Below are 12,964 nucleotides of genomic sequence, written 5' to 3' on the forward strand. Positions count from 1 at the left end.
CTTACTCCCCCCGTGTCTGGACGTCCGGACCGGAAAACTCACCCTATACGGCTGACCTGCGGTTACACCGTGGTCCGGAGACCGGAACCTCCTCGTCGTGGACGACAAATGGCAGGATCACGACGCGGTATCCGCCTCATCGCACACCGTCCGGACAGGCCACCTGCCCAGCGCTCGGAAAGACACCCGGGGCGCCGAACGTTCTCGGTCAACTTCGCCGGGAGCGCCGGCGACACCGACGCCACCCAGCGACCTCACGGACACGCACTTCGATCCGCGCCGACACGCCGACGCGGCACGGATCGACGACACCCGCTCCGTCCGGCACCGGCCTCCACGTGGGGAGAGGCCGGTGCCGGACGGGCCGGGTACCGGCACCTCCTCGACCGGCACCTGCCAGGCCTCGACCGGGTACCTCCTAGGTCCTGTCGTCAAATTCCCGTCGTCGCCCGAAGGGCGGCCTCGCGGCGTCTGGTGCGTGCTCTCGGTGTGCCGGGCGGAAGTCCTCGTACTGGACGTACTTGGGCTTTCGCCCGGTGCGGCGAGAGTGCGTGCCAGGCGTCGTGGGGCAGACGGGAATTTGACGACAGGGCCTAGGCGATCCACCCCGCCGCGCGGGCGGCGCCGACGGCCTGGTGTTCGGCCTCGTCGGCCGCGGCGTTCAGTGCCGGGTCGCGGCCGGGTGCCGTACCGCCCGCGGCGGCAGCCGCCGCCCGGGAGGCGGTCAGGGCGGCGCGCAGGGCCGGGGCGGCGCCGGCGGTGTCGTGCGCGGCGGCCACCTGGGCCGCCAGGGCTGCAGCCGCCGCGGCGTTCCGGGCGCAGCGGGCGTCCGCCGCGGGATCGGGCGCGCTCGCGGCCAGCGCGTCGAGCGACCCGGCCGACAGCCGCAGCGCGGCCGCGGCCCTGCCGACGGGGCTCGTCGGCACGAGCTGGGCGGCCTCCTGGGTGACGCCGGCGTGGCGGCAGACGGCGACGGCCCGGTCGTACGCGCTGCGGGCGCGGTCGGCGTGGATCCTTCTCAGCGCGGCCGGCGCCGCGGTCACTGCCTCTTCGAGTCCGCTCATCTTCGGTCTCCCTCTGCCGAGACGGCTTCGTGGCTGTCGGGGACGGGGCGCGGGCAGGGTGCCATGCCGGCCGTGAAGAGGCCAGAAGCGTGCCGGGGATCGCCCTGGAAACCTGACGGCCCGTCAGTTAAGGTCGGCCCGCCTGCCGTTCTCGAAGGGGTGAGTGCCTTGGTGAATCGTCCTGACTGCCCGCAACCTCCCGGTACCCCGCGCTGGGTCGCGATGTTCTACCAGCCTTCCCAGGCCTCCTGGCGGGTGGGCGCGGAGTCCCCCGACCGAACCCCTGTGCTGTACGCCGTGGGAGACATGGCCCAGACCGTAGGCGCGCGCGGGGACGACATGACGGTCGCGGTGTGGGGTCCGCAGAACGGCGCCTGGCACCGGTTCGACACCCCGGCGGCCAGGCCGTCCGCACCCGAGGCGTCCCCGGCACGCCCCGGGGAGCCGGCCAAGCTCGCCGAGCGCATGTCGGACCGCCGCCACCAGGTGCTGATGGCGGGCCTGAGCAAGGCGGGTCTGTACGACCTCTCCGCCGAGGACGCCGAGGCGGTGCGGGCGCTGGTCGACCGGCTCGACGAACCGACGGTCCGCCGGGTCGCCCACTGGCTCGCCGCAGCGGGCGGGCCGCAGCGCGGCCAGGGCGGCGTCCACCGGTTCACTGGGCGGCCCGCGGGGCAGTGACGTCCTGGAAGTCACCCGAGGCTGGAGGACGTATGAAGGTCTCCGTCGACCGCACCGTGTGCTACGGCTCCGCCGAGTGCGCGCACCGGGCCCCGTCCGTGTTCGCGTTCGAGGACGAGTACGGCGTGGTCCGGCCCGGCAGGGAGGAGTCCGGGGACGATCCACAGGTGCGCGAGGCCGCCGAGAAGTGCCCCTCGCAGGCCATCGTGCTCACCGGACGGGACGGAGGAGCCCCGGTCGGCTGAGACGGAGGGGTTCCGGTCAGCCACCGGCCGGGTAGGTCCACCCGAAGTCCGCCAGCGACCGCGCTCTGGCCTCCGCCACGGCCATGCGCGCCTCCCGCTCGGCTGGGTCGGCATGCGAGGCCTGCCCGGTCGCCTGCCCCTCCCACTTGCGGTAGAGCAGCCCCACCTCGGCGGAGAACCAGCCGCGGCTGACCGCGTTCAGTGCCAGCAGCAGGCCGGTGTCCTCGGAGGCGGGCAGGGCCATCCAGCCGCCCAGCGCCGTCAGCAGGTCCCGGCGGACGAAGAGCGTCGCCGGATGCACCTGGGCCAGGAACCCGTTGTCCTTCCAGAAGCGGAGGACCGTCCCGCGCTCGAGGGGGCCTTCGTCCGGATCGCCGGGGAAGCCGGCCGTGGAGCCGTCGGGCAGCAGGTCCAGGACCCGGGAGGTCGTCCAGCCGATCGTGCGGTCCGCCTCCAGCGCGGCCAGGTCGCGGGCGAGGGTGCCGGGCGGGAGCTGGTCGTCGGCGTCCAGGACCTTCACGTACTCCCCGCCGGCGTGGGCCAGCGCGATCGTGCGGGCGATGCCGGGCCCGCCCGGCCGGCCCTGACGGAAGCTCACCCGCTCGTCGTCCGGGACGTACGGGCGGACCGCGTCCGTCGTGCCGTCCTCCTGGATCACCCAGTCCCACTCCCAGCCGTCCGGAAGCCACTGCTCGCACAGGGACTTGTAGGCCTCCGGCAGGAAACGGGCGGACGGGGCGTGGACAGCGGTGACCACGGTGATGCGCCGGGACACGGCGGCATTCACCACCTTTCCAGACGAGTGGTGAAGAGCAGTTCCGTACGGTCGCCGGGCAGCACGACGTCGCAGACCTCCACGACCCGGTCGTTGATGTCGTACGAGGTCTTCCGGACCAGGATCACCGCCGTGCCGTCCGGCAGCTCCAGCTCCCGGGTCTCCTGCGGGGTCGGCGGACGCGCGGTGCAGCGTTCCTCGACACGGTCGATCTCCACGCCCACGGTGGCGAGCTGGTGGTGGGTGCCGCCGGGCCAGGGCTCCTTGGACACGTCCAGGAGGTCGGGGTCGGCCGCCGCCACGGCGTGCAGGAGATAAGAGGTGACGAGGCCGAAGGGGGCCGTCTCCGCCGCGCACCGCGTGCGGTAGCCGCGTTCGAGGAGGGGCGTCCCCTCCGGCACGCCGAAGGCCTCGGCCAGCGGTGCGGGTGCCTCGATCGTGCGGTACCGCGCGAGGAAGACGAGGTCCGCCGCCACCAGACCGGTGTCGTGCTCCGTGGCCCCGGTCGCGGCCCGGGTGGTCCGGGGCTGCCGGGCCCGGTCCTTCTCCCACTGGTGACGGCCGCTGTCGCGCACCACCCGGGTGCGAGGACGCCGTGCACGCGTGTCGCGCCCGTGCGGCCTGTCGTCCGCGATCTCCTCGTAGGCCCTGGCCACGCGTCCAGGCTACGACTTCTCAGGAGGACCCGACGACCTGGCGGTCGTGGCCCGTGGAACGCGCAAGACCCCCGGCCGTCCCGGCCGGGGGTCTGTCCGTGTCGACTGGTGGGTACGCAAGTCGCCGTCATGTCGAAACGTCTGCGGTCCTGCGTGCTGCCGTGCGGCTCAGCAGTCGAGGGGGGCCGTGGACTGGTCCGCCGGGTCCGTCTGCGCTTCCGTCTCGTCGAGGGGCCGGTGCCGGCAGCTGGGGGACTTGCCGTGGGCCTCGGCCCGGATCCGCTGCTTCATCGTGGGGGGCAGTGACTTGCCATGGGACCAGGCCCAGTGGTGCATCGCCGGGATCGTCGGGGCCGTCCGCTCCGCGACGGTGTTCTGCGGGCTCTCGGTCCGGGGTGCGGCCGTCGCCGTGGTGGCGGTGGCGGTGGCGAGTCCGAGCGCCGAGCACAGTGCGAAGAAGGCGGTGACGATGGCGGTCCACAGCTTCATGACCTTGTTCTGGGTCATGGCCCCTCACTTTCGGGTTGGGCGATTTGCGTACTTTCCTCATGATGTGTATGAGGTTCGCGAAGTGGTGGACCTCCGCCCGTGGCGCGTCGATGTTCCGATGAACACCACTCGGATGGCCGTAAGAAGGTCGGAAAACCGCCAAAACCAGGTGAGGGAGTGCGAAGGGGGAGCAAAGTCACGTTCCGTGGGGGTGTGATCACCCTCCGATCGGAGCGGCGCCGACCTGGTCTATTGCGCTTCCGGGGGCGGGAGTTGGGGGCCGACGCAGGTCACCGATCGATATCGGTCGGTGTGTATAGTCGGGCGCCAGAGGTCCCCTACGTCAAGGAAAGACGAGGTCGCGCGGTGAAGAAGCTGCTCCTGGTCGCACTGGCCGCCATCGGCGGGCTCCTCGTGTACCGCCAGATCCAGGCGGATCGCGCCGAGCAGGATCTGTGGACGGAGGCGACTGACTCCGTGCCCACGGGTTCGTGAGTACCGATCCAGAATCTGATCAGACCCCGGCCGCCTGCGCGGTCGGGGTTTTGTGTTGTCCGGGCGGGTCCCCCGGTACGACTCGTGTTGCGCGTCCTCGACAGGTGGTGTAGCCGCTCCGGCAGGACGCGCGGACGCGGGGACGGACGGGGCGTTCGTTTCGGACGGCCGTACGGATTCCACGGATGGCGCAGGGGCACCCGGGGCAGGATGGGCCACGGTCGGGTACGCGGCGGCAGAGGGGTGGCACGTGCGGGGGCGAGGGCGTACGAAGTGGTGGCCTCGGGGCGCCCGAGCGGCTGTCGTGACCGCCGTCCTGTGCGCCGTGGCCGCGCTGCCGGGCGGGATCGCGGCGGCAGGCGGGCCGGGGGCGTACGCCTTCGCTCCGGATGCCCTGCCGGTCACCGGCGCGGCGAGTCCCGCCGACGCCCCGCGGCTGGAGCCCGGCCGGACCTACCGCAGCTCCCTGCCCAGGAACGGCAGGCGCTTCTACCGCCTCGACCTCGCCGCCGCGACCACCACGGCGTACGTCCCCGTCACCGCCGTACCCCCCGCTCACGCCACGGTCACGGCCACCGACGGCATCCGTGTCTCGGTCCAGGACGCCGCGGGCGGCTCCTGCTCCAACGCCTCCGCCCGCTTCGGCGCCGCGCTGAGCCCCCGTCCGGTCACGGCCCTGGCCGAGCGCGAGCCCGGCCGGACACTGTGCCCGGACGCGGGGACGTACTACGTGCTCGTCGAACGCGTCGACTCCGGTACGGCGGGCCAGGCGCAGCCATGGGATCTGGAGATCAAGCCGGTCACGGAACCCCGCCTGGCGAAGGCCGGGCCCACCACCGCGCCGCGTGCCTGGGACTCCGCCTCCCCCGAGCCCCTCACCGGCGACCCCCGCGACCGGACCGGCGGCACCGGCTTCACCACCGCCCGCCCGCTGGGTGGGGGAGTCTGGCGGAGCCGCGTCACCCCGGGGCGGACCCTCTTCTACAAGGTGCCGGTCGACTGGGGCCGCCGGGTGCACGCCGTCGCCGAACTGGACGGCTCCCCGAACGGCCACGGCTATGTCGGCGGAGCCCTGACCCTCTCGCTCTACAACCCCGTCCGCGGACTCGTCGACGACGCCTCCCTCGGCTACACCGGCACCCGGAAGCCCGTCGCCCTCGCACCGCTGCCGCCGGTCGAGTACGCCAACCGGTACGCCGTGCTCAGCGGGGAGAACGCGATGCGCTTCGCCGGTGACTACTACCTGGTCGTACACCTCAGCGAGCAGATGGCCGGCACGTTCGGGCAGGGGCCGTTCGGCGTGACGCTGCGGGTACGGCTCGACGGACAGGCGCAGAGCGGGCCCCGGTACGCCGGGCGTCCCGTGCCGGACGACGTCTTCACGATCACGGAACAGGACCGGGTCGCGGCGCCGACCGGGAGCACCGGCGGTGGTGACACCGCGATGCGGGCGCTGGCCGTCGGGGGGATCGGCACCGGGACCGTGCTGCTGCTGGTGCTGGGGGTGTGGACCGTGGCGGCCCGGCGGGCTCAGACGCGGGTCAGCGCCCAGAAGCCCACGGCGTAGCAGACCAGCGCGAGAAGCAGGATCGGGATCGCGGCCTTGGCCGGGGGACCGGGGCGGCGGGCGGCGCGGCGGGCCCGCCGGCCGTGCGCACGGGGTCTCCCCGCCGGCCGTGCGAGAGGCGGAACCCGCGGGTCCTGAGCGGTGTACGAAGCGGTGGAGGTGTCGACGCGCGGCTGCGCCTCCGGGAAGACGCGCGGCTGCGCTTCCGGGACCGGGGGCGGAGGGGTCGCCGGGGCGGGGGGCATGCCGTACCGGGCGCCGGGGTGCGCCTGCTGGGCGTACGGCTGGGGGCTCGGGGTCTGCTGCGGGGGCGGGAGGTGGAAGCTGCCGGTGTCCGACATCGGGGGAAGCGCGGAGTGCTGCGAGTCGCCGCCGCTCCGGCGGGGGTCGGCCGCCGGTCTCTCGGTGCTGTCGGTGTCCGTGCCCGGCCGGGCTTCGCGTACCCGGACTCCGGACGCGCGCTTGAGCGGGCCGTCGGGGCTGAATCCGGAGGGAAGCGGACCGAGTTGGTCGAAGATCTCGATCAACTCGTCGTCGGGGCCGGGCTCCGGCAGGAGTTCCGCGGCGGAGGCGAGCGCCTTGCGCGCTCCCGTGGCGGTGCGGAAACGGGCCGTCGGATCGGGCTGGAGCAGGGTGGCGACGACCTGCCAGAGCGGCTCGGGAACTCCCTTCGGCGGGCCGGGAGTTCCGTGTTCCATGAAGTACTGCACCAGCGCCTTGGCGTCGGGCTTGGCGCCTTCGAGCAGATACAGCGCGACCAGGCCCACGGCGAACAGGTCGGCGGGGAAGTCCGGTTCCGCTCCCAGCATCTGCTCGGGCGCCAGGTAACCGGGCGTGCCCACCACGAGGTTGGTCTCCGTCAGCCGTGGTTCACCGAACCGCATGGCGATGCCGAAGTCGGACAGCCTGAGCCGCGGCCGGCCGGTGCCGGTCACTTCGAGCAGCAGGTTGGCGGGCTTGATGTCCCGGTGGACGACCCCTTCCGCGTGCACCGCGGCGAGCCCCGACAGGAGCTGGTCGAGCAGGACGCACACGTACGCCGGCGGCAGTGGTCCGTAGTCGCCGACCAGGTGGACCAGCGAGCCGCCCCCGACCAGGTCCATGGTGAACAGGACCTTGTCGTCGTCGGCGGCCCAGCTGGCCGGGGCGAGGACATGGGGATGGTCGATGCGCAACGCCTGTTCCCGTACGAAGCGCAGCAGCGAGTGGGCGTCGCGCTGCTGGAGCACCTTGGCGGCCACGTAGCGCCGGCGCCGGTGGTCCCAGGCGCGCCACACGGCACCCGCACCGCCGCGCCCGATCGGGTCGGCCAGCTCGTACCGGCCGGCGAAGACCTCACCCATGACAGTCCGCCGCTCCTCCCCCTAGCCTCGCGTACCCCTCTACCCCCTCTACCCCCTCTACCCCCTCTACCCCCTCTGTCCCCCGTGTCCCCCCTCCGACGCTCCTGGGCCCGGCCCCGGACCCCCTCCGAGGAACCGGGCCCCGAGGTCAGTTCTGGTGGGACTGGTAGTGCGCGACCGCGTCCGAGGTGCGGCCTGCGCCGTAGACCCGGAGGAACTCTGCCAGTTCGGGGTGGCTCGGGGCGAGGGTGTCGGCGGCCTCGATGATGTCGCCGGCGGCGGCCACCGAGCGCAGCAGCGACTGGATCTCGCGCACCACGCGCTTGACCGTCGGTGCACCCGAACCGCTCGTGGTCTGAGTGGTGTTGTTGAGCACGGATCCCCCCTGGGACTTCTTGATCTCGTCCATGCGGTCGGTCGCCTCGGCCGCGCTGACGCTGCCGTCCGCGACCTGTGCCGCCAGCTCCTGCAGCAGCTGCACCCGCTGGACCACCGCGGGATTGCCGATCTTGGCGCGCTGGCCGCTCATCAACTGCGACAGCATCGGGGCCGACAGGCCCAGAACCGCCGCGAGACGGGCCTGGTTGAGCCCGAGATCGTCGATGAGCTTACGGAAGAGCGCCCCCAACGGCTCCCCGTACCAGTTCCGCTGCAGCTCCCGCGCTCTCGCGGTCGCTTCCTGCTGTGCGGCGTCCATTGCGTCTCCCCATCGCTTCCCCATAAAAACCGCGGTTCGCTGTAGCGAACCACGACGAGCATCTTACGGAGAGTGGTCATCCGCGGGGACCCCCAATCTTTTTGCGGGATACGGGGGGTGACCCGGTACTCTGGTCTGCGGCGCCCGCCGGAACGCAAGATCCGGCTGACGCTTCCCTTTCCGGGGCCTTAGCTCAGTTGGTAGAGCGCCGTCTTTGCATGGCGGATGTCAGGGGTTCGACTCCCCTAGGCTCCACACTGTATGACCCCTCTGAACTGCGGAAACGCGGTCGGAGGGGTCTTTTTTGTGCCGAGGCGGTGCCGCGGTGCGTCAGTACCCGGTGCGGGCCGTGAACGGGCAGGCCCAGCTCTGCTCGGTCATGCGGCCGCTGTAGTGGCGGGCCTCGTCGCGATACGTCAGCAGGCTGGGGTTGGCCGAGCCGTGCAGGGTGTCGTCGCGCTCCCTGATCTTCTTGCGCATCTTGAAGAAGGTGCGGCCCAGGGCGTTGAACTGCAGATGCGAGTTGAACACCAGGGCGGGCAGGGCGAAGCGGCGGCTGGGGCGGGAGGCGCCGGGGTGCAGGCCCACCACGAAGAAGGGGTGGCCGAAGAGGGAGAGGGCGAAACGGGGGGAGGCCGGGTCGGAGTCGTAGAGGCCGGTCCAGGGGTGGTGGCGGCTGTCCTCGTCGTGCAGGGCCTGGAGATGGCGCCAGACGGTCTGCTCGAAGGTCTGCTCCGAGGTGTCCGGGAGGCGGTCGAAGGTCATGACGAACGACGAGAAGCTCTGTGCGCCGGGTTCGAAGGAGTCCAGGAAGGTGCGCAGGGCGTCCAGGTTCGTGCGGACGGCCTCGGGGGACGCCGGTTCGCCGCCGTGCCGGTGGGTGATCCGGTCCCGGCGCAGCGCGGCCTTGGCGCCCAGGCAGACGAAGTCCTCCCGGCCGATGAGTTCCGCCAGCGCCGCGCGCACGGCCTCCCCGGCCAGCGGCCGACGGGACAGGATCCGTGCCGTGGACACGGTGACGGCGGAGCCTGCCCGGTCGGTGACCGTGACCTCCACGGTGACCAGGCCGCCGCCGAGGGCCTCGCGGGCCTCGACCAGGCGGCCGCGGGCCGTCAGGACGTCCCCGGCGCGGATCGGGCGGAGGTGGCGGTAGTCCTGGGACAGATGGGTGGCCGAGGTGTAGTCGTAGCCCAGCGGGTGCCGGTTCAGCACCGGCAGCTCGGCCCCGGCGGCCAGCCGGACGGCGAAGGTGGGCGGTGCGACGACGTCCGGGTGGCCCAGCGCGCGGGCCGCCGCCCGGTCTCGGTAGACGGGGTTGGGGTCGCCTGTCGCGTCCGCGAACTCGGCGATGCGGGCCGCCGTGACCTCGAAGGGTCCGACCGCCGCCGTGACGCCCGGTCCGGTCGGGGCCAGGATGTCAGCGGGCACGGAAGCCCCCGTCCCCGACCGCGTGGGCGCCGCCGTCGACGTGCAGGATCTCGCCGGTGGTGGCCGGGAACCAGTCCGAGAGGAGGGCCACGCAGGCCCTGCTCACCGGGTCGAAGTCGACGGAGCGCCAGCCCAGTGGCGCGCGTCGGTCCCACTCCCGCTCGGCCTGGCCGGGGTCGGTGTCCTCGCCGTAGGTGGCGTGTCCGGCCGGGGTGCGCAGGGGGCCGGCGGCCACCAGGTTGACGCGGATGCCGCGGTCGCCGAGGTAGGCCGCGAGGTAGCGGGCGCAGGCCTCCAGGCCCGCCTTGGCGACCCCCATCCAGTCGTAGCCCGCCCACACCTGGCGGGCGTCGAAGTCCAGGCCGACCACCGAGGCGCCCTCGCGCAGCAGGGGGAGCAGGGCGGTGGTGAGGGCCTGGAGAGAGACGGTGGAGACCTCGAAGGCCGTCGTGGCCTCCTGCCGTGACGTGGTCAGGAAGTTGCCGCCCAGGGCTCCGGGCGGGGCGAAGGCCACCGCGTGCAGGACGCCGTCGAGACGGGCGGTGTGCTCACGGACCCGGTCGGCGAGCGTGGTCAGGTGGTCGTCGTCGGTGACGTCCAGCTCGATGACCGGGGCGGGCCGGGGCAGCCGGCGGGCGATCCGCTCGACCAGGGAGAGGCGGCCGTACCCGGTCAGGATGACCTCGGCGCCCTGTTCCTGGGCCGCGCGGGCCACGTGGAACGCGATCGAACGGTCGGTGAGCACCCCGGTGACCAGGACGGTCCTGCCCGCCAGCAGGCCCGACGGGCCGGCCGTGAGCCCGGTGGCGGGTGCGGCCGGGGGTGCGGTCGAGGGGGGCACCGGTGTCACCTTCGGGTCGTCCTTTCAGAAGTGAGGGTGCGCACTCTCAGGAAGCGAGGGCGCGCACGCGGGTGCGCAGGGCCGCGGTGGTGAGGTCCGGCTCGTGGGCGCTGGCCTCGACCACGGCCGTGACCGTGTCCAGCAGCGGCCGCGGGTCGGGCAGCGCGCGGGTGTCGTAGGCGAGGGTCGCCTCCACGCAGTCCGGCCGGTCCATGTAGTAGTTGAGCCAGATCGCCGCCGTGGCCGGGCCCACCGGGCGCTCGCCCTGCCACAGCGGGGCGAGGAAGTCGCGGGTCGCGGTCGTCGCCCTGGTGCGCGGGCCGAGGGCCAGGGGACGGGCCGGCGGCAGGATGTTCACGCCGATGGTGCGCGGGGCCAGCGGGGCGACCTCGCGGATCGAGCGGCCGTAGGTGGGCGGCAGGTCCTCGTTGGCACGGGCGTGTGCGGTGATCCAGTCGCCGACGGTGGCCGGTTCGGGGCTCGGGGGCAGCAGGACGACGGGCTCCACCAGAGGGCCGACGACCAGGACGTCCTCCGGCCGGGTGTGGCCGTGGCGCAGGCTGAGCAGCGGCTGGGGGCCGTCGGACCACAGGCCGGCCGCCAGGGAGGTGGCGGCGAGCAGGACGGCGGCACGGCTCAGACCGCTCCGGGCGGCCGCCTCGGACAGGGCACCGGGCAGCCGCTCGGACAGCGGGCCGTCGAAGTGGCCGTCGTCCTGGAAGGCCGCGGGCGGGGTGCTGCCCGGCAGTTCGAGCGGCGGTCCGGGCAGCGGGTAGGGGGCGAGCAGGTCCTGCCAGCGGGCGAGGCTGCGCGCGCGGACCGACTCCTCGGGCAGGTCCCGCAGGAAGCCGGCGAAGTCCCGGCCGCGCGGGGTGTGGCCGGGACTGCGGTACGCGCCCGCCACCGCCCGGGTGATCAGGCCCAGCGCCCAGCCGTCCAGCACGGAGTGGTCGAAGGAGAACGCCAGCAGCGGCTCCTGCTCCTCCCCCGCCTGCGTCGCGCGCACCAGGACGACCCGGCCGACGGGGTCGGCGCGCAGGTCGGGCTTGTCGAACACCACCGGGGCGACGACGGCGGCCGCCTCGGTGGAGAGCCGGCCCTCCGTCACGGTCACGGGGACGTCGACGGTCTCCAGCTTCAGCGGGACCGGCTCACGGCGCTCCAGGCGCGGCCCGGCGTCCGTGGCCCGCAGCCGCAGGTGCAGCACGTCGGTGGCGAGGGTGACCCGCTCGACGGCTGTGGCCAGCCGCTCCTCGTCGAGCGGACCGTGGATCCGGAACACGTTCCACGGCAGCTCGGAGGGGTTGCGGCGCAGATAACCGTCGGCGTCCACCTCGCCGTTGGCGAGTGCCCGCACCGGCATGCCGTACGCCGGAAGCGTCGCGCCGCCCGCGTTCACAGACTCACTGCTCACGGTCCGCCTCCCAGGAACGCAGGACGAGTACGGCGTTGTGGCCGCCGAAGCCGAAGGAGTTGCTCATCGCCACGTCGACCCGGTGTTCCTGGGCCTGGTGCGGGACGAAGTTCAGGGCCTCGTCGATCGGGCGGTGGCAGTTGATCGTCGGCGGCACCACGCGGTCGCGGACGGCCAGGCCGGCGACGATCGCCTCCACGGCGCCGGCGGCGCCGATCAGATGACCGGTCATGGACTTGGTCGAGCTGATCGGGATGCGTTCGGCGTGACTGCCGAAGACCGCCCGGATCGCCGCGACCTCCGTGCTGTCGTTGGCCTGGGTCGAGGTGCCGTGGGCGTTGATGTAGTCGACGTCCGCGGGCTCGAGACCGGCGTCGGTGAGGGCGCCCGCCATCGCGGCCCGGGCGCCCCGGCCCTCGGGGTGCGGGGCGGTCCAGTGGTGGGCGTCGGAGGTGGACGCGTATCCGGCGACCTCGGCGAGGATGTGCGCGCCGCGGGCGCGGGCGTGCTCCTCGGACTCCAGGACCAGGACACCGGCGCCCGCACTCATCACGAAGCCGTCCCGGTCGGTGTCGAAGGGGCGGGAGGCCTCGGCCGGTGCGCCGCCGCGGGTCGACAGCGCGCGGGCGTTGCCGCTGGAGGCCAGGTCCAGCCGGTTCAGGATGTGTTCGGCGCCGCCCGCGAGGGCGATGTCGACCGTGCCGTGCCGGATCCAGTGGGCGGCCTCGCCGATCGCGTCCGCGCCGGAGGCGCAGGCCGTGCTCAGGGCCCGGGTCGGCCCGGCCGCCCCGAACCGGAAGCCGATCTCGCAGGCCGCGCTGTCGATGGCACCGGTGATCTGCGCGAACGGGCTGACCTTGCGCGGGCCGTGCTCCGCCAGGGCGGCGAAGTGCCGGCCGTGGGCGGCCATGGCGCCGTAGCCGCTGCCGATGAGGACCCCGGTACGGGCACCGCGCTCCTCGTCGAGGACGAGACCGGCCTGCTGCATGGCCTCGCCGGCCGCCGCGTAGGCGTACTGGGCGTAGGTGTCCATGCGCCGGATCTGCGGGGGCTTGAGGTGGTGGGCGGGGTCGAAGCCCTTGACCTCGCCGCCGAAGGTGATGGCCAGGCCGGTGGTGTCGACACCGGTGAGCGGGGCGATGCCGCTGCGACCGGCCCGCAGTGCGGCCCAGGTCTCGTCGACGGTGAGGCCGAGCGGGGTGACCGCGCCCCAGCCGGTGACGACCACCCTGCGGCCGGCCGCCGCCGTGCGTGTCGTGGACATGGGTT

14 protein-coding genes and 1 tRNA gene are annotated in these 12,964 nt (G+C 73.4%); 5 read left to right on the top strand and 10 right to left on the bottom strand.

What is annotated here, in order from left to right; translation table 11 throughout:
- Positions 1-593: 593 nt before the first annotated feature.
- Positions 594-1,064 carry a hypothetical protein gene (locus FB157_RS12640; protein WP_145878981.1) on the bottom strand — a complete coding sequence of 157 codons (471 nt, stop codon included), beginning with the start codon at positions 1,062-1,064 and terminating at the stop codon, positions 594-596.
- A gap of 306 nt (positions 1,065-1,370) precedes the next feature.
- Here FB157_RS12640 and FB157_RS48345 point away from each other — a divergent pair, with 306 nt between their 5' ends.
- On the top strand, positions 1,371-1,745 hold the full coding sequence (locus FB157_RS48345; protein WP_261386288.1) for a hypothetical protein: 375 nt from the start codon (positions 1,371-1,373) through the stop codon (positions 1,743-1,745).
- Positions 1,746-1,777: 32 nt separating this feature from the next.
- Positions 1,778-1,990 (top strand): ferredoxin, encoded by a 213-nt coding sequence (locus FB157_RS12650; protein WP_145878982.1) that lies wholly within the window; start codon positions 1,778-1,780, stop codon positions 1,988-1,990.
- 16 nt (positions 1,991-2,006) lie between these two features.
- Here FB157_RS12650 and FB157_RS12655 read toward each other — a convergent pair whose 3' ends face one another.
- The 3 genes from FB157_RS12655 to FB157_RS12665 all read right to left on the bottom strand — a co-directional run bounded on the left by FB157_RS12655 (position 2,007) and on the right by FB157_RS12665 (position 3,928).
- Positions 2,007-2,765 (bottom strand): glycosyltransferase family 2 protein, encoded by a 759-nt coding sequence (locus FB157_RS12655; RefSeq protein WP_145878983.1) that lies wholly within the window; start codon positions 2,763-2,765, stop codon positions 2,007-2,009.
- 8 nt (positions 2,766-2,773) lie between these two features.
- A complete protein-coding gene (locus FB157_RS12660; protein ID WP_145878984.1) occupies positions 2,774-3,421 on the bottom strand; it encodes a UTRA domain-containing protein in 648 nt (215 codons plus the stop codon).
- A gap of 168 nt (positions 3,422-3,589) precedes the next feature.
- Positions 3,590-3,928: a DUF6344 domain-containing protein gene (locus FB157_RS12665; protein WP_145878985.1), complete on the bottom strand. Its 339-nt coding sequence runs from the start codon at positions 3,926-3,928 to the stop codon at positions 3,590-3,592.
- Positions 3,929-4,276: 348 nt separating this feature from the next.
- On the opposite strand from FB157_RS12665, the gene FB157_RS47925 reads away from it, so the two are divergent.
- Positions 4,277-4,405: a DLW-39 family protein gene (locus FB157_RS47925; RefSeq protein ID WP_003999697.1), complete on the top strand. Its 129-nt coding sequence runs from the start codon at positions 4,277-4,279 to the stop codon at positions 4,403-4,405.
- 304 nt (positions 4,406-4,709) lie between these two features.
- Positions 4,710-5,972 (top strand): hypothetical protein, encoded by a 1,263-nt coding sequence (locus FB157_RS12675; RefSeq protein WP_261386289.1) that lies wholly within the window; start codon positions 4,710-4,712, stop codon positions 5,970-5,972.
- Here the strand turns inward: FB157_RS12675 and FB157_RS12680 are convergent.
- Both FB157_RS12680 and FB157_RS12685 read right to left on the bottom strand, forming a co-directional pair.
- Positions 5,936-7,315, bottom strand: coding sequence for a serine/threonine-protein kinase (locus FB157_RS12680; RefSeq protein ID WP_145878988.1), 1,380 nt, complete (start codon positions 7,313-7,315; stop codon positions 5,936-5,938). The two genes, FB157_RS12675 and FB157_RS12680, sit on opposite strands and share 37 nt — an antisense overlap.
- Before the next feature lie 148 nt (positions 7,316-7,463).
- The gene (locus FB157_RS12685; protein WP_145878989.1) at positions 7,464-8,012 is read right to left on the bottom strand and encodes a DNA-binding protein; all 549 of its coding nucleotides are present in this window, start codon (positions 8,010-8,012) and stop codon (positions 7,464-7,466) included.
- Positions 8,013-8,194: 182 nt separating this feature from the next.
- Between FB157_RS12685 and FB157_RS12690 the strand changes: the two genes are divergently transcribed.
- Positions 8,195-8,267: transfer RNA gene (locus tag FB157_RS12690), tRNA-Ala, on the top strand.
- 75 nt (positions 8,268-8,342) lie between these two features.
- Here the strand turns inward: FB157_RS12690 and gntA are convergent.
- Genes gntA through fabF form a run of 4 tightly spaced genes read right to left on the bottom strand, consistent with a single transcriptional unit; the run spans position 8,343 to position 12,959 of the window.
- Entirely contained in the window at positions 8,343-9,440 is a 1,098-nt protein-coding gene (gene gntA, locus FB157_RS12695) for a guanitoxin biosynthesis heme-dependent pre-guanitoxin N-hydroxylase GntA (RefSeq protein WP_145878991.1), read from the bottom strand.
- Positions 9,430-10,281 (bottom strand): enoyl-ACP reductase FabI, encoded by an 852-nt coding sequence (gene fabI, locus FB157_RS12700; protein WP_222440931.1) that lies wholly within the window; start codon positions 10,279-10,281, stop codon positions 9,430-9,432. The genes gntA and fabI overlap by 11 nt, the downstream gene beginning before the upstream one ends.
- Before the next feature lie 46 nt (positions 10,282-10,327).
- Positions 10,328-11,695, bottom strand: coding sequence for a condensation domain-containing protein (locus tag FB157_RS12705; protein ID WP_145878992.1), 1,368 nt, complete (start codon positions 11,693-11,695; stop codon positions 10,328-10,330).
- The gene (gene fabF, locus FB157_RS12710) at positions 11,685-12,959 is read right to left on the bottom strand and encodes a beta-ketoacyl-ACP synthase II (protein WP_145878995.1); all 1,275 of its coding nucleotides are present in this window, start codon (positions 12,957-12,959) and stop codon (positions 11,685-11,687) included. The genes FB157_RS12705 and fabF overlap by 11 nt, the downstream gene beginning before the upstream one ends.
- Between the last annotated feature and the right edge of the window lie 5 nt (positions 12,960-12,964).

The sequence above is a fragment of the Streptomyces sp. BK340 genome (genome assembly GCF_007827595.1).
Lineage (GTDB): Bacteria > Actinomycetota > Actinomycetes > Streptomycetales > Streptomycetaceae > Streptomyces.

What these genes read in the sequence shown, in the direction of transcription:
- FB157_RS12640 (WP_145878981.1), bottom strand. Translation starts at nt 1,064, where the DNA reads ATGAGCGGACTCGAAGAGGCAGTGACCGCGGCGCCGGCCGCGCTGAGA.
- FB157_RS48345 (WP_261386288.1), top strand. Translation starts at nt 1,371, where the DNA reads ATGGCCCAGACCGTAGGCGCGCGCGGGGACGACATGACGGTCGCGGTG.
- FB157_RS12650 (WP_145878982.1), top strand. Translation starts at nt 1,778, where the DNA reads ATGAAGGTCTCCGTCGACCGCACCGTGTGCTACGGCTCCGCCGAGTGC.
- FB157_RS12665 (WP_145878985.1), bottom strand. Translation starts at nt 3,928, where the DNA reads ATGACCCAGAACAAGGTCATGAAGCTGTGGACCGCCATCGTCACCGCC.
- FB157_RS12680 (WP_145878988.1), bottom strand. Translation starts at nt 7,315, where the DNA reads ATGGGTGAGGTCTTCGCCGGCCGGTACGAGCTGGCCGACCCGATCGGG.
- FB157_RS12685 (WP_145878989.1), bottom strand. Translation starts at nt 8,012, where the DNA reads ATGGACGCCGCACAGCAGGAAGCGACCGCGAGAGCGCGGGAGCTGCAG.
- fabF (WP_145878995.1), bottom strand. Translation starts at nt 12,959, where the DNA reads ATGTCCACGACACGCACGGCGGCGGCCGGCCGCAGGGTGGTCGTCACC.